Genomic DNA, 23,239 nt, shown 5'->3' with positions numbered 1-23,239 from the left:
GACCTAATTTTCAGGGAAAAAGTATCTGAATTTTCCTCCCAATCACTGCAATCGCTGGCACTTTTTGATGGGAAAAAAGTCTAAAAGCCTTATCCAACAAGGTTTTTAGATTTATTCAGCCAACCCTAACTATGTTATAATCAAGAGTCTGACCTATTTTACCGTTCTAGAACTATGACGCAACAGTATCGCATTACCCTACTACCCGGCGATGGCATCGGGCCGGAAATCCTCGCTGTCACCGTAGAGATACTGAAAGTCATCGCTAAAAAATTTGACCTCCAGTTGGACTTCCAAACCGCTTTAATTGGAGGGGCAGCCATTGATGAAACCGGCAGTCCCCTCCCCGAAGCAACCCTGAGCGCCTGTAAAAATAGTGATGCTGTTCTCCTGGCCGCTATCGGGGGTTATAAATGGGATAATTTACCCCGGCAGCAAAGGCCAGAAACGGGATTATTAGGCTTAAGATCTGGTTTAGGTCTTTTTGCTAATTTGCGTCCTGCCACCATTTTTCCGCAATTAATCGACGCTTCTAGTCTCAAACGGGAGATTATCGAGGGAGTGGATATCATGGTCGTCCGGGAATTGACCGGGGGTGTCTATTTCGGTCAACCGAAGGGGATTTTTGAGACAGAAACGGGAGAAAAATGCGGTGTAAATACCATGGTTTACTTGGAATCGGAGGTGGACCGCATCGCTAAGGTAGCCTTTGAAATTGCCCAAAAACGCGGCAAGAAACTCTGTTCCGTCGATAAAGCTAATGTTCTTGATGTTTCCCAACTCTGGCGCGACCGGGTGACGAAAATGGCCGCTAATTATCCCGATGTGGAACTGTCTCATCTCTACGTCGATAACGCAGCCATGCAGTTAGTCCGGGCCCCCAAACAATTTGATACTATCGTCACGGGCAATTTATTCGGTGATATTCTCTCCGATGAAGCGGCCATGTTAACCGGTAGTATCGGAATGTTACCCTCCGCTAGTTTAGGGACTGCTGGGGTGGGAGTTTTTGAACCCGTCCACGGTTCGGCCCCGGATATCGCCGGCCAAGATAAAGCCAATCCGATCGCCCAGATTCTCAGTGCTGCTATGATGTTAAAATATGGGCTAAATCAGCCTTTAGCGGCAGCATCGCTGGAAAAAGCCGTAGAAAAAGTCTTAGACCTCGGTTATCGTACTGGAGATATTTTCTCAGAAGGTATGACCTTAGTGGGATGCCAAGCTATGGGCCAGGCCATCCTGAAAGTTTTAGAATTCTAACAAAAGTGACAAATTCCGAAATCGTCATATACCATTGATTTAATAAATACGTCAATTTAATCGTGGGGAGACGAGTGAGATGGTGGCCCTATCCGAGAAAACAGAACAACAGCGTGTCGATATGGAAATCCCAATTTTGTTAGATCCTACTGTCTTACGGGCAGCCAGACGCATTTATCGCATCTACTGTACCCTCAATAGCAGAGTTAGTAAACGTCCTTTCGGTGTCGCTATTAACCGCGACAATCATCGCGGCCAATTGATTTTTAACAATAAACCGATTCTTCTCCCCGGGGAATGTTTCGTCCCGATTAAGCAAATCGAATCAGAAGCCTATTAATTTTTGTGAAGATTTGCCCCGAATATCTTGCCAAACGTCAGCTAATACCCACTGACGTAATTTTTTTTTCTAACATAGGGTTTGCTGAATAAATCTAAAAACATTGTTCGATAAGACTTTTAGACCTTTTTGAAATCCAAAAGTACCGGCCATTGGAGTAATGGGGGGGAAAATTCCTGGACTTTTTCCCTGAAAATCGGTAAAACCCTACACCCCACACCCCACACCCAAGACAAACTTTTTGCCGCAAACCCTAATATAAAAAGATGTTCGGGAATAATCTTAACTCTACCCTAATCCAAGACCTCGATCGCCTAGAAAATCGTCTTCGGGAAATTCCCCTCGAACCGGGGGTGTACTTCCTGCGCGACCAAAATGGCGAAATTCTCTACATCGGTAAATCCAAAAAACTCCGGTCTAGAGTCCGTTCCTATTTTCGTCCCAGTCAACCCCTCAGTCCCCGCATTGCTTTGATGGTGCGACAGGTGACAGAAATTGAATTTATCGTCACCGACACGGAAGCAGAATCCTTGGCCCTGGAAGCTAATCTAATTAAACAACATCAGCCCCATTTTAATACTCTCCTCAAGGACGATAAAAAATATCCATACATTTGTATTACTTGGTCGGAAACCTACCCGCGCATTTTTATCACCCGCAAACGTAGCATAAATAACCAAAAAGACCGTTATTATGGTCCCTACGTCGATACTAGGCTGCTGCGCCACACTTTACACCTAATTAAACGCACTTTTCCCCTGCGTCAACGTCCCCAACCTCTTTTTAAAGACCGTCCCTGTTTAAATTATGATATCGGTCGTTGTCCGGGGGTTTGTCAAAAATTAATTAGTCCCCAAGATTATCGGGAAACCTTGCAGAAAGTGGCGATGATTTTTCAGGGAAGAACGGGAGAATTATTAGAGAAATTAGCGACAAAGATGCTAGAAGCGTCGGAAAACCTAGATTTTGAACAAGCGGCCACGATTAGGGATCAAATTCGCGGATTACAGGCCCTTAATACCGATCAAAAAGTCTCTTTACCTGATGATACCGTATCCCGGGACGCGATCGCTTTAGCTAAGGACGAGCAGCATTGTTGCATACAATTATTCCAAGTGCGTTCTGGTCGTTTGGTGGGACGTTTGGGATTTTTTGCCGATAGTCAGTCAGCAAACGAGGGAGAAATCCTGCAAAAAGTCCTAGAAGAACATTATTTATCGGTGGAAGGGGTGGAAATTCCTAGCGAAATCCTGTTACCCTGCGAATTACCGGAAGGTGAGGTGTTAGCGGGGTGGTTAAGGGAAAAAAAGGGTCGCAAAGTCGAGTTAACTGTCCCCCAACGGCAAAGTAAAGCGGATTTATTAGCTATGGTGGAGAAAAACGCTCTTTATGAGTTAGAAAAGACGAAAAGAAGCGCCGACCGAGATTTACAGTCTTTGCAGGATTTAGCGGTAATTCTCGATTTACCGGCACTACCCCACCGCATCGAGGGTTATGATATTTCTCATATTCAGGGTTCTAATGCAGTCGCGTCGGGAGTGGTGTTTATCGATGGGGTGGCCGCTAATCAACATTATCGTCATTATAAAATCAAAAATCCCGAGGTTAAAATCGGCCATTCCGATGATTTTGCCAGTTTAGCAGAAGTAATTCGCCGGCGTTTCCGTCGTTATGCCGAAAATCCCGATAATATTGCCGAAAGTGATGATTTTCCCGATTTGGTCATGATTGATGGGGGAAAAGGACAATTATCGGCAGTGGTGACAGTTTTAGGGGAGATGAATTTATTAGAACAGGTAAAAGTTGTTAGTTTAGCTAAACAGAGAGAGGAGATTTTTTTACCAGGGGAATCCTCTCCTTTAGAGACGGATAAGGAACAACCCGGAGTGCAATTATTGCGTCGAGTCAGGGATGAAGCGCACCGCTTTGCTGTTAGCTTTCACCGACAACAAAGGATGCAAAAAAGTCGCCGTTCCCGTCTGGATGAGATACCGGGTTTAGGTTTTAAGCGACAAAAAGAGTTATTAGCTCATTTTCATTCTCTGGATTATATTCGCGAAGCTTCCCTAGAACAATTGCAACAGGTGACAGGAATTGGGGAACAATTAGCTAAGGAAATTTATAATTATTTTCATCCTAGGTAGGGATAAGCTGTTGAAGAATATCTAAGGCGGCTCTCTTGGGTTTGGTGGGTAAAATGTATTCTAAGATACATTCTTCCTAGCGAGGGGGTGGAACGAACCACAAAGACACAAAGGACACAAAGACTGATCGATCATATTGTAAGTTAAACTTATCACACAGAACCTAGAAGAGTCACTCGGTTTTAACTTCCGTATCGAGAATCGTCCCTTTGACGTTAGCATCTTTAAAATTAACCCCTTCAAGATTTGCCCCGACCAGATTTGCCCATTCAAGATTTGCCCCTTCAAGATTTGCCTCTTCAAGATTTGCCCCTCTAAGATTTGCCCCTCTAAGATTTGCCCCGACCAGATTTGCCCATTCAAGATTTGCCCATTCAAGATTTGCCCCTTTAAGATTTGCCCATTCAAGATTTGCCCCTTTAAGATTTGCCCATTCAAGATTTGCCCCTTTAAGATTTGCCCGTGCAAGATTTGCCCCTGCAAGATTTGCCCCTGCAAGATTTGCCGCTTCAAGATTTGCCCCTCTAAGATTTGCCCCTCTAAGATTTGCCCCTCTAAGATTTGCCCCTCTAAGATTTGCCCCGACCAGATTTGCCCTTTGAAGATTTGCCCCTTCAAGATTTGCCCTTTGAAGATTTGCCCCTCTAAGATTTGCCTCTGCAAAATTTGCCCTTTGAAGATTTGCCCCGCCAAGATCTCGATGTATCAACAGACAGTTTTGTAAATCAAGAAAACTGAGGCAATCTAACACCAACATAGGCTCAAAATCTATTCTTTGTCCCTGAAGACGGGCCAACCAATTGCCGAAAGCTTCACGAGAAGGCCATTGAATGGGAAAAATTTCTTCGGTGACTCGCCCACAGGCATTAAATAGCGCTAATAAAGCTTCCTCGGCATTGCGTGCCTGTTGCATTTCCTCCTGAAAATTGGGGCGGTTTTTTAAACCCTCCATCGGCATTCCTTTGACCAAAAGATATTCAATTAAATGACCCAGAGTTTTCTGCCACTGTTTCACTTCATCTGGGGACTGTAATTGCATTTGATTGACAATAAAACTAAAAAGATATTCATCTATTGCCGTCGGTCCGCATAAAGTCGCCCAGGCGATTAAAGCTTGTCTGGGATCATAGTCATTGTCATAATCATTTTCACTGTCTTGTAATTTCCTATGAATTTGCTTAACTCGGTCAACAATTCTGCGGGCAGTTAAATATTCACCAAAACTTTTATGGGTAAATTCAAAGGTTTTTTCGCTGCCTCGTAAATCGCCACTTTCTCGAAAATAAAAGGCTGTTAAAAGACGGGTAATACTCCCTTGGGAATCGCTTTGAAAACTATCTTGGAAATTTTTTAGGAGATTTTTTAAGCCATTATTTTCACAATGTTCTTCAATCTCTATAACGGTGGTGGTTCTACCATTACCATGCCAACAGGAAAGGGCAATTTCCATTAAAATTAGCACAAAATCTTTTTCTGTAATCCCTTCTATAGCCCGGTGGCCTGGACTATTTTTTTCATAACCTCGCTCATAGACTGCCTTGAGCAAATTGTCATAAATATTATTGAGGTTAGTTTCTTGGGAAAATTGAACCTCGCCTCGTTCAAAAGTGAGAGCAATAAGATAATTTAATAGCGGTTGAGCGGTAATTTCTTGTAAATTTTTCCCCGATAATTCCGGCGGTAATTGTGCATAGTTTTTCCCTTTAGCTTGCCCATACTGTTGCCACCATTGATCACGTTGATCGACTTTTAATAAGTTATCGACATCGCTAAAATCATCGCTTTTATCAACCCAATAGGGTAAAATAGTGATAATTTGCTGAGGTTTTTTAAAATTATTTTTATTGGATTGTACCACCACATCACGCCCACTAATCAACACTTGTAAACGGGTTTTATTTTGATTAAAATGATGGACTTTTTCTCGTACTTCATTAATAAAATTGTGGGCGACTTCTTGGGCGATTTTTCCCTGCATAGATAGCTCATCTAAGCCATCAAAGATAATTAGTAATTTTAAATCTTGATCCCTCGGTTCTAGGGGATTTTCTGGTAAAAAACCGTCATGTTGAACAAAAGTTTGAACTGCTGTTACTAAATCGGTGGAGAAACTCAAGCGATGCAAGGGAATATATAAAACTTGTTTTTCTAAGCGAGCTTGTTGGGCAGCAAATACCTTACAAAAGGAGGATTTTCCACTACCCGGCCCACCGGTCAATAAACGGATAGCATCATCGGATTTTGCCGCTTCTAACCATGTTTCTAACTGCTCTTGGAGTTTGATAACAATGCGTTTAAATGATGGCTCTCGATGGTAATCTGTGTCTGGGGTGGCTTTTATTTCTTTTTCTTCATAAAATCCCCGTAGAGGTACATAAATTTGCTTTAAACTAAAGGTTTCCCAAAAAATAGGTTCATCGATCTGTTTTTGCAACCAAGCTCGATAATGTAACCAGCCTCTTTCTCGTTTCCAAGCATTGTTAAAAGGAGTGTCGATTTCATCTAAAAGCAGACTGTATTCATCTCGTTTATCTTTCCATTGCTCCTGCAATGCTAAGACAAAATAAGCTGGTAAACGGTTACTTAGGCTCTTCGCTTCCTGAGAATTACTGATTAAATTATTTGTTGTTAACCACCGTAAAAAAGCTGCTTGGATTGGTGCGACTATAGGTAATCTTTCGGGATGCTCAAAAAAATCTTGATCGAGAATTAATTCCGGCTCTTCTAAAAAGTCGGTAATCTGACGGTAAAGTTCTTTTAAAGGCAGCTTTTCAACTTCTTGGGGCAGTAAATCAGCATTACTTTTAAGTAATCCTTTCATCGCTTTCATTAGCGATTGACTTATTAATAAACCCGCTAATTCCCCCGGAGTCCGACTTAAACCAAGATCATCTAAAACTTCTACTCCATTTTCGGCCAGATCATCCCACTGCAAAAATGCCCCGTTAAGAGCGGCTTTTCCCAGGGTACTAAAGAGACTTCTCAGATTGACTTTAACTTGTCGTTTCCAGATATTTTGGGGTTTGGAAACAGAAATTCCAGCAGCTGATTCGGACATAGAACAAAGCGATCAATAAAGCTTATGTAGTCTATTATATAAGTAATAACAACCGTTGAGGTGGTTGGGTTTCGCTTTTTCAATCGAATTGAGCCATTTTCGACCCCGTATTGTTTCGCTCAACTCAACCTAGGAGGCCGAAAACCTAGACTAACGCGGAGTAATTTCACTCAACGCTTCTTGCAGCACTTCATCACTTACACCATGACGCTTCAAACTAGCAACGAGAGCAGAAATTGTATCTCCCTCTAGACGCTCCAAATCCGCACGCAGCCCTTGTCCAATGTAAGCACGGATCAAAGGTTGATAACCTGAGAAACCAAGTAACGGTGCAACCCGCTTTAAATCTTCAATCACATCTTCGGGAATACGAATCGTGATTGTAGTCATAGGGCGATTTTTCTCCAGTCGTTTTTTTAATGCCTCAACTTTCATAATACTCACGTTCCTTGCGTGTGGCTTTGCGAGCCGAAATGATCCGAATGATGTCGTTTTCACGCTCAATATAAACGACGTACAGGAGATTCCACCGTCTATCTAACCCAATGATCGCATCTCGTGCCTCATCATTGCGACTTGCATCAACAACAACCAGCAGTGGATCGAAGAAGACTTCTGCTGCTTGCTGAAACGTAATACCGTCATGGTTGATCGGGTTAATCCTAGATTTCTCGTCATTCCAAACAAAAGTAATGCCACTGAGGACAAAATAGACATCCATACTTGTAGTATAGGCAGGATGTATTTACATTGTCAATACTTTATTAACACACCCTAGGAGGCTACGAGGCTTCATCTTTAGGAAAAACGCCGTAACTTGGGATATAACTGAATCTGCTAGGATGCTATCACAGAATAGAAGACCACATCTATTAATTGCTGAGGCAGAACTAAGTTTAACCGCTCCTTTTTTCACTACTTCTATCGCTTTTGGTCCAAAAAATTAGGCGTTTTCGGTTTACCATAGTCAAAGTGTGCTTTCTAGGCTAATGACTTTGACTAAAAACCCCGTGAGCAGAAACCGTCGTTTTTCCCCGCGCAATCTCTTTGAGACTTGCATGGCCCTATTGGTGTTATGTAATTATATTCTGGTTATTTTCGATTTAACCTATATTCCCCTGCGAGATTTTTGGTTACAGGGACGCTTGCAAATAACTTTATTAAGATTTAATGAACCAATAAAATTCGGGACGATTTCCTTTCAAGAATTACAAATACCTCCCGATAAACCCCTAGAAATTCCCTTTGTTAAAGGAATCGCTAAGTATGATGTGGTGAAAGGGATTAAACCCTATCGCAGTACCAGTGAATATTTAGATACGGTTAATAAACTTAATCAAATAATTAATCAAAAACTCTTTAACCCAGAGTTTAATCTGGGAGAATATCGCCAAGAGATTGAGAAAATTTTAGAAAATTTGCGCCAGAATAGTGTCAATATGGTCGATAATAATCCCTTTGCCTCGGCGGAGAAAACTGGGACTTTAGAAAAGATTAAAAATAAAATGCGCTTGCGGGTTTTTAAAACAGAAAATGTTTCCGCAAAAGCAGCCTTTCAGAAGTTTTGGACTTGGGATTATCTCAGTCAAAATGGCTGGGAAAAAGAGTTGAAATTTTTTAATCAAGAAATTCAACCTTTAATAGAAACTAATTATTTTCGTCCCCTGGGAGAAGATGGGAGACCGATAGATAACTTTGAGGCGATCGATTTTTTATTTGGTACCATCTTTTTCTGGGAATTTATGCTGAGAACTTGGTGGATTGCTCGCACTCATAAAGGCCTGCGTTGGCGCGAGGCTATGTTATGGCGATGGTATGATATTTTTCTGTTTGTTCCTATCTGGAGATGGTTGCGATTTATTCCTACCGTTATTCGCCTAGACCAAGTTAAAATTATTAACTTAAAGTTGATTAAAGAACAGGCAGTTAAAGGTTTAGTTGCGCTAATTTCTAAAGATATTACTGAGATAATTGTCCTGAGAATTATTAATCAAATACAGGAATATATCCGACGGGGACAAGTGGAGAAATTTCTCGATCGATCCCTCAATGGCGGCTATAATAATCTCAATGATACTAATGAAGTTATCGAAATTTTTCGGTTAGTAGTTAATAGCACCGTTGACAAGGTTTTACCGCAAGTTAAACCGGAAGCAGAAGCTTTAATTAAATACAATATCGAGAAAATTCTCAGTCAAACTCCTGCGTATCAGAGCTTATTGCGATTACCCGGTATGAAAGGGTTAAAAACTGACTTGAGCAATCGTCTATCTAGTCAATTGTATCAATCTTTTGTTAATATAGCTGACAAGATTACCCAGGAAGACGAAGTTTTTGAACGTTTATTGCAGCAATTAGTCCAGCGTTTCGGGCAATCTCTCGCTGGGGAATTACAATCCCGTCACAGTCTAGAAAGAATCGAGATGTTATTAATTATCTTCCTAGAAGAAGTGAAATTAAACTATGTAGAAGAATTCTCGGATGAAGACTTAGAAACTATCCTCGAACAAACTCGCTTACTCCACTCTCAAAGTGCAGAAATTACCCCAGGAGAAACCATGAATCCTCGTCGTCTTCCCTAAAAATTAAGTAGCTGGTTATAATTAAATTAAAAATGGATTTTAGGTTCGATCCCCCCTGCCCCCCTTGATAAGGGGGGTGCCGATAGGCGGGGGGATCTCCCCTTAATAAGGGGGCATCTGATAATTTTTAACGCCTACCTACTTAATGATCATTGATTAGGTAATATTGCTTGATTTTTTGATCACTTTTCTAGTAATATATATGCTGAAGACCCGATTACTCAATTAACCTAATTATCTACTCCCATGTTAACAAAAATTATTCTCGGGTTACTTTGGTTAGGCTTCGGATTATACGCTTTTTTACTAGCACCCCCTGATCAACCAGATACAGTGAATTTAATTATCGATCTTTCCACTGGGAAATGGCAAGATATCAACCCGTTAATTATCGCTCTTTTTAACCTGATGGGAGTTTGGCCACTTATCTACACTAGCCTTTTAATTATCGATGGTCGTGACCAAAAAATCATCGCGTGGCCCTTTACTTTTGCCTCCTTTGCCGTGGGTGCTTTCGCTATTTTACCCTATCTAACTCTCCGTCAACCCAACAGCAATTTTACCGGTAAAAAAAATCTGGTCATTAAACTTTTAGACTCACCTTGGTTGGGAGTAATTGCCCTAATTACTGCGGCAATTTTAATCGCTTACGGATTAATTAACGGCAATTGGTCTGATTTTTGGCATCAGTGGCAAACTAGCCGTTTTATTCATGTTATGAGTTTAGATTTCTGTCTTTTAACCGTATTATGTCCAATTTTGCTGCAAGATGATCTAACCCGACGGGGGTTAAAAAATCCTTTCCTGTTGCCGGTAATTTCCCTATTGCCTCTAATCGGTCCGGCAATTTATTTAATTATTCGTCCTCGCTTAGGGGAGAATTAAGGGTAAATTGTCTTGAGCAAACTTAACTATTTCTTGACAAGAGAAGTTCATATTTAACAAAAATTATGCTGAGGTTCCCCTAAAATACGAGTCAAGAGATTAATGTCCAGATTAGAAGGAGTGTTTAACCTTGTTAGAGAGTCAAAAACCACCTCGGATTTACTGCTTTCAAGCTGATTATCTTGCCTCCCAACAATTTAACCCCCAAGAGATTCCCGCTTGGTTATCCTTAGAAGTAAACTGGCAGGGTTATAGAATTCATACCCTACCCTGGGTAGCAGACGTAGCTAGGGTATTAGGATTATTAGCGATCGAAGATACCCCCCAAGGGTGGCAAGATTATTTAGAAAGCTTGGGATTAGCCAAAATTAGGTTAATGGACAGCGAGGAGTTTTTTGAGGATAAATCTTTATCGGGATGTTAGAAATGCCCTATAATTGGCAATTTAGTGATGATTCTACCAGTGAATTTATGCCCTATAAACTACTCTTCGTCTGTTTAGGAAATATCTGTCGTTCTCCCGCTGCCGAGAATATCATGACTTATCTGATTGAACAAGAAGGATTAGGTAATAAAATCCTCTGTGATTCTGCGGGGACTGCCGGTTATCATATCGGTTCTCCTCCCGATTCTCGCATGAATACGGCGGCCAAAAAACGCGGTATTCCTCTGCAAGGGACAGCCAGACAATTTACCCGCGAAGATTTCGAGAATTTTGATCTAATCTTAGCCATGGATAAAGCCAATTATCAAGATATTTTATCCCTAGATCGGACAGGAAAATATCAAGAAAAGGTCAAGTTAATGTGTGACTATGCTCGTTATCACCCAGAAAAAGAAGTTCCCGATCCCTACTACGGTGGTCGTGAAGGTTTTGACCGCGTAATCGAGCTACTTTTAGACTCCTGTGGCAGTCTTTTGGAGGAAGTAAAAAACAAAATTTAAGTTTTTTCTTTCAGCTAATCGATTAATCTATGTTCGAGGGAAAAACGAACCAATTCAGCCCGATTGTTAGTATTGGTTTTTCTGAGTAAACTGCTAACATATTTCTCGATCGTGCGAGAACTAAGATGCAGTTTTTGCCCAATTTCACTGTTAGAAAGTCCCCGGGCTAAATGTTCTAACACTTCCCGCTCGCGATTAGTTAACTTAAAATCGTCCTGTAAAGAAGAAGTTAAAACATCCCTAGTTTTGGGGCTTTCTTCTGGTTTTAATTTCTGATATTGACGTTCGCTTTGCACCATTTGCGCTCGCTCTAAAAGATTGCGAATAACCGCTTTTAATTCCTCCATCTCAAAAGGTTTAGGAAGATAGATATCACAACCCACTTGATAACCGCGAATTCTTTCCTCCGTTGACCCTCTTTCGGTTAAAAAGATTACCGGTAATAACCTAAATTCTGGCTGTTGCCGCACCTTAGTCACCAAAGAATAACCGTCCAAACGGGGCATTTTGATATCCGATACCAAAAGATGGGGATGATAGGTATCCAATAAATTCAAAGCTTCCAAACCATTACTCGCCGCCACCACACTATAACCTGCTAATTCTAAATAATCTTTGACCGCTAGGCGGATACCGGGGTCATCATCGGCAATTAGAATCAAAAGAGGCATAGAAATTAACAGGACAAGGTTTTTTCAGTATTGATAGCCTAGCACCCTCCGCTCGTCACAATTGTCCATCAAGCTACAGAGGCCGTTTTAACTGATATTATACTAGCAGTAACCAGCTTTTTCAGTGATCAGTCGTCAGCCATCAGCTTTTTTTCTCCCCATCTCCCCACTCCCCCATCTCCCCACTCCCCCATCTCCCCCATCTCCCCCACTGCCCACTTCATAATTGATAATTGATAATTCATAATTGATAATTCCCACTCCCCCAACCCCTTGTTTACTTTTTACTTAAGATGACAGATTATTTAGTTTCCCTGACAATTTGGGCGGGTATTTACGCGATTTTTGCCCTCGGTTTAAATCTACAATGGGGATTTACTGGCTTAATTAACTTTGGTCACGTTGCTTTTGCCACTTTAGGGGCTTATGCAACGGTTTTATTAACTTTACAGGGTGTACCGATGATTTTTGCCGCTATTGTCGGGGCGATCCTAGGGGCATTGTTGGGATTAGCCATCGGTTTTTCCACCCTGAGATTAAGAGCCGATTATCTAGCGATTGTCACCATCGGGGTGTCTGAGTTAATTCGTTTGCTGGTGCTTAACGAGGATTGGTTAACGAAGGGTAGTTTCGGACTACAACGTTATCCCCTACCTTTGGATATAAATCCCAGTTTTCCCGTCAAATTATTAATTATTGCCCTGTTTACCCTGCTTGCTATCTTTGCTCTCTGGCAATTGGGGCGCAATCTGCAACGACAATGGCGCGAAGCGGGGCAAATTAGCGGTAAAAGCTATCAACCGACGCAAAAGAGAGCTTTAATCTTTTGGGGGTTGTTAGGGGCGATAATACTGCTTTTTCTGTATATAAACGGTGTAATTGCCTTGAATGATTATAATTACAAAGCGGGGCTGATGGTGGTAGTTTTAATACTCCTCGCTCTCGTTTATACTGGTTTAGAATTACTTTTGCGATCGCCTTGGGGACGCATCCTCAAAGCGATTCGGGAAGATGAAGAAATTCCCCGGGCTTTGGGAAAAAATGTCTTTTGGTATAAGTTACAATCTTTGATGTTAGGCGGTGCGATCGCTGGTTTAGCCGGGGCTTTTTTAGCATGGCAATTAACCACTATTTACCCGACTAATTTTGAGCCGTTATTGACTTTTAACGCTTGGATTATTATCATTCTCGGTGGCTCTGGTAGCAATGCCGGCACCTTACTAGGAGCAGTAATTTTCTGGGCTTACGATTCCCTGACTCGCTTTATTCTGCCCCAATTAGATATTTTTAATGATAGCCAATTAGGGGCTTTACGGATTATGATTATCGGTCTGCTGCTCATGGTTTTAATGATCTGGCGCCCCCAGGGTATCCTCGGCAAAAAAGAGGAGTTAACTTTGGGAAAATAATTTCAGTTATCAGTTATCAGTTATCAGTTATCAGTTCATCGATTACTCTTCACTGAAAACACTTCCCACTTCATAATTCATAATTCATAATTTATATATGTTACTTTCTGCCAAAGGATTATCGAAAAGTTTTGGAGGCATTCGCGCCGTCAATAATGCTTATTTGGATGTGCCGCAGGGCAGCATCACCGGGTTAATCGGACCAAATGGAGCCGGCAAAACTACACTTTTTAACCTTTTATCTAATTTTATTCGCCCGGATAAAGGGGAAGTTTTTCTTGATGGTCAGCCCATTCATCAGCTGCCTCCCTATCAAATTGCCCTAAAAGGATGTGTAAGAACTTTTCAAGTCGCCAGGGTATTATCCCGATTAACGGTGTTAGAAAATATGCTCTTAGCTAGTCCTGGACAAACGGGCGAAAATTTTCTCAAAGTCTGGTTTCAGGGGGCAAAAATTCGCCAACAGGAACAGGAAAATCGTGACAAAGCTTTGGACATATTAGATTCGATCGGTCTGGGGGAAAAAGCGCACGATTATGCGGGGGCTTTATCGGGAGGACAGCGTAAATTATTAGAGATTGGCCGAGTGCTAATGACCGAGCCAAAATTAATTTTATTAGATGAACCAGCCGCCGGAGTTAATCCCACTTTAATCGGTCAAATCAGCGACCATATTATCGAATGGAATCGTCAGGGAATTACCTTTTTAATTATCGAGCATAATATGGATGTGATTATGTCCCTTTGTCACTACGTTTGGGTATTAGCAGAAGGGACAAATTTAGCCGATGGCATTCCCAGCGAAATCCAAAAAAACGAGCGGGTTTTAAAGGCTTATTTAGGAGACTAAAGCTAATTTTTGCACCTGTTCAACAAAGTTAGCCAGAATTTTTAAGCCATTAGTCGAGGATTTTTCCGGGTGAAACTGCACCGCCACCAAACGATCACGAGCGATCGCTGCTGTCACCGTTTGACTGCCGTGGCTGACGGTGGCGGCAGTCAGATGACTATCAAGGGGATCAACATAATAGGAATGGACAAAATAGACGTGAGGATGCGGGGGTAATCCCTGCCAAAGAGCATGATCCGGCTGGGTGAAGTCTAACTGATTCCAACCCATGTGGGGAATAGTAATGCCAGGTTCCGAGCGAAAACGGCGCACTGTCCCCGGAATAATCCCTAAACCCGCCTCTTGACCTTCCTCTGATGAGTCAAAGAGAATTTGTAAACCGAGACAGATACCGAGAAAGGGTTTACCATTAGCGATCGCCGCTTTGATCGGTTTTTCGAGATGACGAGCGCGAATTTGCCGGACGGCAGGATCAAAAGAACCGACTCCGGGTAAGACAATAGCGTCAGCTTTTTCGAGATCTAGGGGAGAATCGGTAATTTTCGGCACTGCACCCACGGTTTCCAGTCCTTTACAGGCAGAGTGCAGATTTCCCATGTCGTAATCGATGACAGCGATTAAGGTCATTGCTATATACTGATTGGGCGATGACCTTATTTTAGAGCAATCACACTACTAAATTAGCCCTTGAATCAAAAGTTGTTAAATGGGATTTGAACCCGCAACCGGCTACTTACAAATCAGCCCTGCATAATTGATAAAACCCTTTTCCCACAACAAACACAGGGCCATCTCAATCCTTGACAACCGCTTTCGCCAGAATTACAGCCAGCCGAGAGATTGTCTTCCCTAGTCGATGAACATCTGGTTAAACTTCATCTTGATCAGAAAAGCTGTAACACAACTAAAGTTTTTAAATTGAATAATCGATAACTTTCTCACTTTTATTGTCAAAATCAGTGAGTAGGGTCGCTTTTCTCGGTTTTAAATGTACCGTTTGTTCTGGTTGTAACTGTAATTGCTTGTATTCCTCACGATTGAGGTAAGCTACCACCATTTCCCCATCAGCTAACATTAATTCTACCTGTATTTCCCAGCCTAAATGAATAACTCTTTTTACCACTGCCCAACTATTCAACCCATCTTGATTGGGCATAATTTCGAGGTCGTGGGGACGGATAAAAACGGTGGAATTATCCCCCGGATGATGTCCATTTCCTAATCCTGCTAAACTGGGTAAGATATTCACTTCCCCAATAAACTGCATCACAAAAGGTGTGGCTGGATGATCGTAAATTTCGGCGGGAGAACCCACCTGTTCAATTTTACCATGATTCATCACAACAATCGTATCGGCCACTTCCATTGCTTCCTCTTGATCGTGGGTAACAAAAACACTGGTAACGTGAACTTCTTCGTGTAAATTTCTCAGCCATACCCTTAATTCTTTTCTAACTTTTGCATCTAAAGCTCCAAAGGGTTCATCCAATAATAATACATTCGGTTGAATGGCTAAAGCGCGGGCTAAAGCTACTCTTTGCCGTTGTCCTCCCGATAATTGGGCGGGATAGCGATCGCCTAATCCTTGTAATTGAATTAATTCTAATAGTTCCTCAACTTTTTTCTTAATTACTGGCGATTTTTGCTGGCGAATTTCTAGGCCAAAAGCAATATTTTGACGAACAGTTAAATGTTTAAATAGGGCATAATGTTGGAAAACAAAGCCGATATTTCTCCGTCTAGGATCCAGATGGGTGGTATCTTGTCCGTTAATGATAATCGCGCCACTATCGGGACTTTCTAATCCCGCAATTGAACGTAATAAGGTGGATTTTCCCGATCCCGATGGTCCGAGGAGGGCGACTAATTTGCCTTCAGGAATGGTTAAACTGATATTATCTAAGGCTTGAAAATTGCCGAAACGTTTATAAACTTGGTGGATAGTAATACTCATAATTTTTAGGTTTTTTGTAGAACGTAGGTTGGGTTGAAGCATGAAACCCAACGCCCGCTCATATTTTTAGGTTAATTGTAGTTAAGTAGTATGAATTTTGTGGGCGGTTTTACGTTCGAGAATTTCTTTGATAATTAAAGTAACTCCCGCTAGTAAGGCGAGAATAGCCGCCGCACTAAAAGCAGCAGGAGTGAGATAATTTTTATAAGCCTGTTCTACGAAAATTGGCAGGGTGGCAGTTCTACCTAAAATACTGCCAGAAACCACAGAAACCGCCCCAAATTCCCCCATCGCCCGGGCATTAGTTAACAGCACTCCGTACATCAACCCCCAACGAATATTGGGTAAAGTTACGCGCCAGAAAATCTGCCAATCATTTGCCCCTAAAGTGCGCCCCGCTTCCTCTTGTTCTAAGCCAATTTCTTCTAAGACTGGGATAACTTCTCTAGCGACAAAAGGCATAGTAACAAATATAGTTGCTAATACCATTCCGGGTAAAGCAAAAAGTATTTTTATACTGAAAAGTTCTAAAAAAGAACCTAACCAACCATTGCGCCCATAGAGCAGTACAATCATTAAACCCGCTACCACGGGAGAAACGGCAAAAGGTAAGTCAATTAAACTAATTAATAAAGTTTTACCACGAAATTGATTGCGAGCAATTACCCAAGCGGCACAAAGTCCAAAAATTGTGTTTAAAGGTACAGTAATTAGGGCAATAATTACTGTTAATCTTACCGCTTCGATAAAGTCAGAAGTTCCCGCCGCTTCTAAAAAAGCTTGGAATCCATTGCGAAAAGCATAGTAAAATACTGCCGCTGCGGGAATAAATAATAATAGTGCCAGATAGACAAGAGCGATGATAATTAGTAGGGGTTTGTAATCCCGCTCTTTCGGTTTGGTTGATTTTTTTAGACTCAGCATTTTGATCTGTCTCCGGTTATACTCTAATGTTTTTTACCCTTTACTTAACCCTGTATTTTTGCCCCCATTGCTGCAGGAAATTAATTACTACTAACATGAACAAAGAAACCAGTAATAAAACCATGCCGATTACTGTCGCCCCTGTGTAATCATATTCCTCTAGTCTTTGAAAGATTAAAACTGGGGCAATTAAATCCTTAAAGGGGATATTAGAGGAGATAATAACTACAGAACCATATTCACCGATCGCTCTGGCAAAACCGAGGGCAACTCCTGTTAAAATAGCGGGTAGTATTGTGGGAAAAATAACTCGCCAGAAGATTTGCCAAGAGGAAGCACCGAGGGATAAAGCCGCTTCTTCTACCTCTTTTTCCATTTCCTGTAAAACCGGCTGTAAGGTGCGGACAATAAAGGGTAAAGCGATAAATAACATCGCCACAAAAACCCCTAAAATGGTAAAGGATATCTTAATGCCAAAGGGGGCAAAAAATTGACCGAGCCAACCGTTATCACTGTAAACTGTGGCTAGGACTAAACCAGCAACAGAAGTGGGTAAAGCAAAGGGCAAATCCACACAAGCATCGACAATTTTTTTACCCGGGAATCGATAACGCACTAATACCCAAGCGATAATAGTGCCAAAAACTCCGTCTATCAGTCCGGCAATTAAGGAAGTAAAAAAAGTGACTTGGTAAGCGGATAAAGAAATCGGTAAAGTGGCAACACGCCAAAATTCGGCAAAACCAAGAGTTAGGGATTTAGCAAATAGTGCCGCTGCCGGTAAAACCAACAAAACCACTAGATAACTAATGGTAATTACCCAAGGAATAGAAACTTTTTTCAGGGGTTGACTGGGAGATAAAGATAATTGTGGGTTAGCCATTGTTTATTATTGCTAGAGATTACCAATTGTCCGCTTCTTCAAGAACTTGTGCTGAATCATACCAAACTTCTACATCTAAATCTGCCAGATAGGAAAGGGCATTTTCTATACCTTGAGAGTTGCCTTGTAGTTGTAGATCAAACCAGCCATCTTGATTATTATTGGCAGCTAACAAAGCGGAAAATATATTCACTTTTAGACCTGGAAAAGACCCTAAACGTGCTATAATTGGCTCGTTAATATATTGTTTAGGAACCCGAATTTTTATTCGTCGGGACGTGGGGCGATCAAGTCCCGATTGATCGAGATGTAAATCACTTTGGGGATGATTAATAGTTTGCCATTGAGGTTGATTATCCATGGTTTTTCTCCTTAAGATTTACCAGCTTTAGTCAGAATTTTATCGAACAAGGCTCCATCTTCAAAGAATTGTTTTTGTACCTTATCCCAACCGCCTAAATCCTGCACGGTAAAGAGATTTTTTATCTGAGGAAATTTACTCTCAAACTCTTTAACTATCGTCGGTTCAACGGGACGAAACCCCACCTTAGCAAATTCTCTTTGTGCCTCTGGGGTAAATAAAAACTGCACAAAAGCTTCCGCCACTTTTCTCGTACCTTTTTTATCCACATTGGCATCAACAACCGCCACGGGATTATCAATAGAAATATTATAATCAGTGGGAACAGTATAGGCTAAATTCTCACCTTTTTGGTTAGCGAGAATCATCTCGTTTTCGTAATTAATTAGCACATTTCCCTGGCCTTGTTTAAAAAATACATCACTAGATTCACGAGCATCTCTAGGTAAAACTGGCGCATTTTTAAACACTTTTTCGACAAAAGTTTGCGCCGCTTGTTCACTGCCTTCCGCTTGCGTCACCGAACCCCAAAGAGCGAGAAAATTCCAGCGCGCTCCGCCAGAAGTCTTGGGATTAGCGGTAATAACTTTAATATTATCCTTGGCTAGATCTGACCATTTATTAATTTTAATATTGGCATCACGAGGAACAAAAGCCACTACAGATTTATGAACAATAGAGTCATTGGGAGCTTCTTTTTCCCAACCGGGTTGAATTAATCCCGCTTGCTCAATTTTCTTGGTATCCAAAGCTAAAGCCAACGCTACCACATCCGCTTCTAAACCATCGATAACGGCACGAGTTTGGGAACCGGAACCACCATAACTCTGTTCAAAAGTTACTTTTTGCCCCGTTTTTTGTTGCCATTCCTCGACAAATTTGGGAATGATTTTTTCGTAGGCACTTTGGGTGACAGCATAGGAAACAAGTGTCACAGTCACGGGTTTTTGGCTGTCATTGCCGCTATTGGTGGGGGATGGGGTGCAAGATGCCAGCATTCCTCCCGTCAGGACAGTTGCCATGAGTAGGGATAAACAAGACTGGGATGACTGCATCGGCGGCGCTCCTAAGCTTTACTCTGAGGTTGTATCTGTTTTCAGGTGTAGTTTAATCCTACAGCATGGAAAACAAAATTTCAATACATTTATAAAACAAATTGGAAATAAGGTGATAACAAGGGAAACTGTGAGAAGATGGAATCAGTGCTACATCTAGGTTTGAGACTATGGGCAAGAGCGTCAAAACCAAAAAAACAACCCTCCTACAACAACTGATTAACCAGAGTTTTCTCTTTCGCGGACTAGAGGAGGCTTGGTTAAGTCAGTATCTGGATGCTGACAATCTCAAGTTAGAGACGCTATTTTCCAATCGTCCAGTCTATACGGCTTTTCTCCCCGATGAATTTCTAGATGTTTTGTATGTGATTTTGAATGAGGGTGTAATCGTCGTCCGCAGCACCCCCCTCGACCGGATTATTGCCATTACCTACCCCGGCGGCTGTTTTGGCATGAGGAGTTTACCCTTTAGTTATGGTTTAGCCAGTCGCGCCTTTCCCTGTTTGGTGGAATCCTATAAAACTACCCACGTCCTGAAAATTCCCTTATCGGCGCTAGAAAAGATTTACAACGATAACGAAAGTTTTCGTCAACGGTACTGTTTTTTATTTGAATTACAGCAAAAATTCGAGTATCATTTGCTTAATTGCAGTAGCTATCCACCCCAAGCTGTAGCCACTTTACTCAGAGCTTTAATCTATCAAGAAAGAGAATTAGGCAGTCAACCGAGTGCCGAAAATATCTATACTTTTGATCTATCCGTCGATATGATTGCTCGCGCTTGTCAACTCAATCAACGCACCGTCGAACAGGTATTAAAAGGATTGCAAAACGTGGGATTAATTGCCTCAGAATCGACGGGGGATTTAATTCGGGTACTGGATGCCGAGGGTTTAAAAGAAGTGTACAGTGCCACCAGGGATAAAGTTAATTGGTGGCCCCTCAGATAAGTAGGTTTGGCCTTATTTATTATTGCCATTGACAGCGCTTTAAAGCATCTTCGGCAGCCGCTTTGGTGGCATCCTGTTTCCGTTTACCTTTACCTGTACCGTAGAGAAGGTTATTAACCCGCACTTCGGCAGTAAATTCCCTAGCGTGGGGGGGTCCTGTCACATCGATGATCGCATATTCTGGATTAGAGGCGAAATTGGCCAGCGCCCACTGTTGAAAGAGATTTTTGGCATCGATAAAAGATGGCGATTCCGATTGTTGAGAGACTAAATGAGAGGCTACAGGGATAAAAAGCCCGTGCAGATAGTTTTTAACCGCATTTAACCCCGAATCTAGATAATAAGCCCCAATTATCGCTTCAAAAGTGTCCGCTAATAGGGTAGGATTCGATCGCCCCCGATCTTTAATTGCCCCCTTACCCAAACGCATTAACTCCCCCAGGCCGATTTCGATGCCTAATTGCGCTAATTGTTCTTCTTTGACCAAATTTGACCGCAAACGGGTTAATTCTGCCTCGTTCATGGCGGGATATTTTTGATACAAAAGTTCGCCCACCAAAAAAGCCAAAATCGCATCGCCCAAAAATTCTAGGCGCTCGTTATTTTCCGTCAATTGGGACTGTTCATTAACATAGGAACGATGGGTTAAAGCTTGGGTGAGAAGGAGAGCATTTTGAAAAGGAGGCAAACAAGACATTACAGAAATGATCAAGTCAAGAGCATTTCTTATCTTAATCCGACCCCACCCCGAATAGATGAGACGAACGATCCTTTTTTTACTGTTTTTTCCAGCTAGTTTAGGCATAATCTCCCAAATATTCTCACCGGAAAACCTATCCGCTGCTATTCTTGCCCTAGGTACCCTGGTGATGTGTATAGAACAGGCACGCATGGCAGCGGTGGACTTGGCAGAAATTGCCCAATTTCAGCAAAAAACCAGCGATCCTCGCCTTGATCGCTTTTTTATGGTTACAATTAGTACAATTGTTTTAGAATTGTCGGGCTTTTATGTGGCTGCCCTCTGGATAGGATGGGGAGCTTTAATAGTTTTAGTCAGTCAAATTTGGTTTCAATGTTTAGCCAAAATTCAACTGCAGCCAAGCACGGAAAAAATTATTGACCATGGCATAGGGCCACGTTTACCCATCTTACTCGCTGACGGAATCGGCATAATCTTCGTGGCTTTCTGGTTAGCCAAAATTGCCCCCCTAATTATGGCCATGACTTTAACGACAATGTTGTTAATCTACGGCTCTATTAAGTATCTTTTCAGAACTGGGGAGGGGAGAGAAAGGAAAATCCAGAGGCTGCAATCCCTATAAATGGGCGCTCAGAGACTCTGACGCAGTTTAAATTCAGTACAGCTTAGGGACTTGCGTGAGAATCATATCCCAATCGATCGGAGGGCGCAAGCTTTGCGCCCCTACAGTAACGGATTTTGTCGACAATGTAGGGGCGAACTGCGTTCGCCCAAAAGGTACATTATCAAAGCGCAAGTCCCTTACCACAACCGACGGGGAGGCGAATAGCGCCGGCGGGTATTTTATCGAATAAAAAAGAGATTTCAGGTTAAAAATTAAATAAAGAGCATATTTAAGCTTATTTATGCTCTTTAATGCCCAATTATGCGCTTGTTTAAGTGATGACAAGCTAATTATCCTCTAGTCTTTGTTAAAAATTAATTAATAATTATTCTCAATTATTTGAGGTGATTACTCTAGCTGCGATCCAAGATTCATGCTGAAAAGCCTTGATTTTCAAAGGCTGATCAGGCTAAAAATACTGATGTATTAAAGTATGCCGAGCAACTGTAACAATTCTTAACTTGACTTTATTGAGAATTATTCTAGACTAAGACTTAAAGCTTATTGCATATAATTATCAATAAGCTTGGTTCTATTTTTGTTAAAAGATGCCATGCAGACCTACGATAATCCTCAGATCGAATACGACTGGTGGGCAGGAAATGCCCGTTTTGCCGATAAATCAGGCTTATTTATCGTTGCCCACGTTGCCCAAGCTGCTTTAATCGCTTTTTGGGCAGGAGCCTTCACCTTATTTGAAATTTCCCAGTATCGCCCCGATATAGCCATGGCAGAACAGGGCTTAATTTTACTGCCGCACCTGGCCACTTTAGGCTTTGGAGTCGGAGAAAAGGGGCAAATCATCGATATCTATCCCTTTTTCGTGATTGGCTCAATTCATCTGATTTCTTCGGCAGTTTTGGGAGCAGGAGCCTTATTTCACCTGTTAAGAGTCCCAGAAACCCTGAAAGATTCCTCCGGTCCGGGGAAAAAATTCCATTTCGATTGGAGTGAACCCCGACAATTAGGAGTTATTCTCGGTCATCATCTGCTCTTTTTAGGTATAGCTGCATTATTATTAGTGGCCAAAGCTATGTACTGGGGGGGATTATACGACGCAACTATCGGCGCTGTCCGAGTCGTTAGTGAACCAACCCTCGATCCTTGGGTTATCTATGGCTATCAAACCCACTTTGCTACTGTGGACAATCTCGAAGATTTAGTCGGTGGTCATATCTACGTCGGTTTAATGTTAATTGGGGGCGGTATCTGGCATATTATCGTTCCCCCGCTCAAATGGGCGAGAAATGTGCTGATTTTCTCTGGAGAAGCCATTTTATCCTATTCTTTGGGCGGAATTGCCCTAGCTGGTTTCGTGGCCGCCTATTTCTGTGGGGTAAATACCCTCGCTTATCCAGTCGAATTTTACGGGCCAATTTTAGAAGTGAAGTTAGGAATTGCTCCCTACTTTGCCGACACGGTGAAATTGCCCTTTGGAGTACATACGGCGCGCTGTTGGTTGGCTAATGCCCACTTTTTCCTCGCTTTCTTCTTTTTACAAGGTCATCTCTGGCACGCTTTACGCGCGATGGGTTTTGACTTTAAACGAGTAGAAAAAGCCTTAAATGCGATAGAAGCCTAGTTTTTTCAAGGAAGATTAGGAT

The 23,239-nt window shown here is 41.9% G+C and carries 23 protein-coding genes; 12 read left to right on the top strand and 11 right to left on the bottom strand.

Going from position 1 to position 23,239, the window contains the following annotated elements:
* The first annotated feature begins 174 nt into the window (after nucleotides 1-174).
* From leuB to uvrC, 3 genes are all read left to right on the top strand, one after another.
* A complete protein-coding gene (leuB, locus tag LW728_RS04685) occupies nucleotides 175-1,260 on the top strand; it encodes a 3-isopropylmalate dehydrogenase (RefSeq protein ID WP_002802618.1) in 1,086 nt (361 codons plus the stop codon).
* 79 nt (nucleotides 1,261-1,339) lie between these two features.
* Nucleotides 1,340-1,600 (top strand): hypothetical protein, encoded by a 261-nt coding sequence (locus LW728_RS04680; protein ID WP_002734814.1) that lies wholly within the window; start codon nucleotides 1,340-1,342, stop codon nucleotides 1,598-1,600.
* A gap of 266 nt (nucleotides 1,601-1,866) precedes the next feature.
* A complete protein-coding gene (gene uvrC / locus LW728_RS04675) occupies nucleotides 1,867-3,744 on the top strand; it encodes an excinuclease ABC subunit UvrC (protein WP_287765431.1) in 1,878 nt (625 codons plus the stop codon).
* Between the two features lie 172 nt (nucleotides 3,745-3,916).
* Here the strand turns inward: uvrC and LW728_RS04670 are convergent, their stop codons facing one another.
* The 3 genes from LW728_RS04670 to LW728_RS04660 form a co-directional block, all read right to left on the bottom strand.
* A complete protein-coding gene (locus LW728_RS04670) occupies nucleotides 3,917-6,802 on the bottom strand; it encodes a pentapeptide repeat-containing protein (protein WP_287765429.1) in 2,886 nt (961 codons plus the stop codon).
* A gap of 150 nt (nucleotides 6,803-6,952) precedes the next feature.
* Nucleotides 6,953-7,237 (bottom strand): hypothetical protein, encoded by a 285-nt coding sequence (locus tag LW728_RS04665; protein ID WP_024968654.1) that lies wholly within the window; start codon nucleotides 7,235-7,237, stop codon nucleotides 6,953-6,955.
* Entirely contained in the window at nucleotides 7,227-7,523 is a 297-nt protein-coding gene (locus LW728_RS04660; RefSeq protein WP_002784536.1) for a BrnT family toxin, read from the bottom strand. Before LW728_RS04660 ends, LW728_RS04665 begins: the two co-directional genes overlap by 11 nt.
* A 268-nt stretch (nucleotides 7,524-7,791) precedes the next feature.
* Here LW728_RS04660 and LW728_RS04655 point away from each other — a divergent pair, with 268 nt between their 5' ends.
* The 4 genes from LW728_RS04655 (at nucleotide 7,792) to LW728_RS04640 (ending at nucleotide 11,214) form a co-directional block, all read left to right on the top strand.
* A complete protein-coding gene (locus tag LW728_RS04655; protein ID WP_287667759.1) occupies nucleotides 7,792-9,384 on the top strand; it encodes a DUF445 domain-containing protein in 1,593 nt (530 codons plus the stop codon).
* A gap of 246 nt (nucleotides 9,385-9,630) precedes the next feature.
* On the top strand, nucleotides 9,631-10,269 hold the full coding sequence (locus LW728_RS04650) for a DUF2834 domain-containing protein (protein ID WP_287765427.1): 639 nt from the start codon (nucleotides 9,631-9,633) through the stop codon (nucleotides 10,267-10,269).
* A 130-nt stretch (nucleotides 10,270-10,399) separates the two neighbouring features.
* On the top strand, nucleotides 10,400-10,693 hold the full coding sequence (locus tag LW728_RS04645; protein WP_002733401.1) for a hypothetical protein: 294 nt from the start codon (nucleotides 10,400-10,402) through the stop codon (nucleotides 10,691-10,693).
* Nucleotides 10,694-10,695: 2 nt separating this feature from the next.
* Nucleotides 10,696-11,214: a low molecular weight protein-tyrosine-phosphatase gene (locus LW728_RS04640; protein ID WP_287765474.1), complete on the top strand. Its 519-nt coding sequence runs from the start codon at nucleotides 10,696-10,698 to the stop codon at nucleotides 11,212-11,214.
* Nucleotides 11,215-11,228: 14 nt separating this feature from the next.
* On the opposite strand, the gene LW728_RS04635 is transcribed toward LW728_RS04640, so the two are convergent.
* Nucleotides 11,229-11,885, bottom strand: coding sequence for a response regulator transcription factor (locus LW728_RS04635; protein ID WP_002802605.1), 657 nt, complete (start codon nucleotides 11,883-11,885; stop codon nucleotides 11,229-11,231).
* A gap of 293 nt (nucleotides 11,886-12,178) precedes the next feature.
* Between LW728_RS04635 and LW728_RS04630 the strand changes: the two genes are divergently transcribed.
* Together LW728_RS04630 and LW728_RS04625 are read left to right on the top strand one after the other, a co-directional pair.
* Nucleotides 12,179-13,294: a branched-chain amino acid ABC transporter permease gene (locus LW728_RS04630; RefSeq protein WP_002802601.1), complete on the top strand. Its 1,116-nt coding sequence runs from the start codon at nucleotides 12,179-12,181 to the stop codon at nucleotides 13,292-13,294.
* A gap of 97 nt (nucleotides 13,295-13,391) precedes the next feature.
* Nucleotides 13,392-14,144, top strand: a complete 753-nt coding sequence (locus LW728_RS04625) for an ABC transporter ATP-binding protein (RefSeq protein WP_287667751.1) — start codon at nucleotides 13,392-13,394, stop codon at nucleotides 14,142-14,144.
* Here the strand turns inward: LW728_RS04625 and hisH are convergent.
* From hisH to LW728_RS04595, 6 genes are all read right to left on the bottom strand, one after another.
* The gene (gene hisH / locus LW728_RS04620) at nucleotides 14,133-14,771 is read right to left on the bottom strand and encodes an imidazole glycerol phosphate synthase subunit HisH (protein ID WP_002802596.1); all 639 of its coding nucleotides are present in this window, start codon (nucleotides 14,769-14,771) and stop codon (nucleotides 14,133-14,135) included. The genes LW728_RS04625 and hisH overlap by 12 nt on opposite strands.
* A 286-nt stretch (nucleotides 14,772-15,057) precedes the next feature.
* Nucleotides 15,058-16,098 (bottom strand): sulfate/molybdate ABC transporter ATP-binding protein, encoded by a 1,041-nt coding sequence (locus LW728_RS04615; RefSeq protein WP_287765424.1) that lies wholly within the window; start codon nucleotides 16,096-16,098, stop codon nucleotides 15,058-15,060.
* Nucleotides 16,099-16,179: 81 nt separating this feature from the next.
* Nucleotides 16,180-17,022 carry a sulfate ABC transporter permease subunit CysW gene (gene cysW, locus LW728_RS04610; RefSeq protein ID WP_002802588.1) on the bottom strand — a complete coding sequence of 281 codons (843 nt, stop codon included), beginning with the start codon at nucleotides 17,020-17,022 and terminating at the stop codon, nucleotides 16,180-16,182.
* Between the two features lie 40 nt (nucleotides 17,023-17,062).
* Nucleotides 17,063-17,905 (bottom strand): sulfate ABC transporter permease subunit CysT, encoded by an 843-nt coding sequence (gene cysT, locus LW728_RS04605; RefSeq protein ID WP_002797970.1) that lies wholly within the window; start codon nucleotides 17,903-17,905, stop codon nucleotides 17,063-17,065.
* A 19-nt stretch (nucleotides 17,906-17,924) separates the two neighbouring features.
* Entirely contained in the window at nucleotides 17,925-18,266 is a 342-nt protein-coding gene (locus tag LW728_RS04600) for an NIL domain-containing protein (protein WP_002802587.1), read from the bottom strand.
* Between the two features lie 11 nt (nucleotides 18,267-18,277).
* A complete protein-coding gene (locus LW728_RS04595) occupies nucleotides 18,278-19,321 on the bottom strand; it encodes a sulfate ABC transporter substrate-binding protein (RefSeq protein WP_287667742.1) in 1,044 nt (347 codons plus the stop codon).
* A gap of 170 nt (nucleotides 19,322-19,491) precedes the next feature.
* On the opposite strand from LW728_RS04595, the gene LW728_RS04590 reads away from it, so the two are divergent.
* Nucleotides 19,492-20,271, top strand: a complete 780-nt coding sequence (locus LW728_RS04590; RefSeq protein WP_002802585.1) for a Crp/Fnr family transcriptional regulator — start codon at nucleotides 19,492-19,494, stop codon at nucleotides 20,269-20,271.
* A gap of 19 nt (nucleotides 20,272-20,290) precedes the next feature.
* On the opposite strand, the gene rnc is transcribed toward LW728_RS04590, so the two are convergent.
* Entirely contained in the window at nucleotides 20,291-20,968 is a 678-nt protein-coding gene (gene rnc, locus LW728_RS04585; RefSeq protein WP_052278499.1) for a ribonuclease III, read from the bottom strand.
* Nucleotides 20,969-21,026: 58 nt separating this feature from the next.
* On the opposite strand from rnc, the gene LW728_RS04580 reads away from it, so the two are divergent.
* Together LW728_RS04580 and LW728_RS04575 are read left to right on the top strand one after the other, a co-directional pair.
* Nucleotides 21,027-21,593, top strand: coding sequence for a hypothetical protein (locus tag LW728_RS04580; protein ID WP_287692827.1), 567 nt, complete (start codon nucleotides 21,027-21,029; stop codon nucleotides 21,591-21,593).
* 595 nt (nucleotides 21,594-22,188) lie between these two features.
* A complete protein-coding gene (locus tag LW728_RS04575; RefSeq protein ID WP_002787228.1) occupies nucleotides 22,189-23,217 on the top strand; it encodes a chlorophyll a/b binding light-harvesting protein in 1,029 nt (342 codons plus the stop codon).
* Nucleotides 23,218-23,239 lie beyond the last annotated feature (22 nt).

The sequence above is a fragment of the Microcystis sp. 49638_E5 genome (genome assembly GCF_021300285.1).
Taxonomy (GTDB): Bacteria; Cyanobacteriota; Cyanobacteriia; order Cyanobacteriales; family Microcystaceae; genus Microcystis; species Microcystis aeruginosa_C.
Note: the sequence above shows the minus strand (reverse complement) of the source record. Positions and strands in the feature narration are given on the sequence as shown.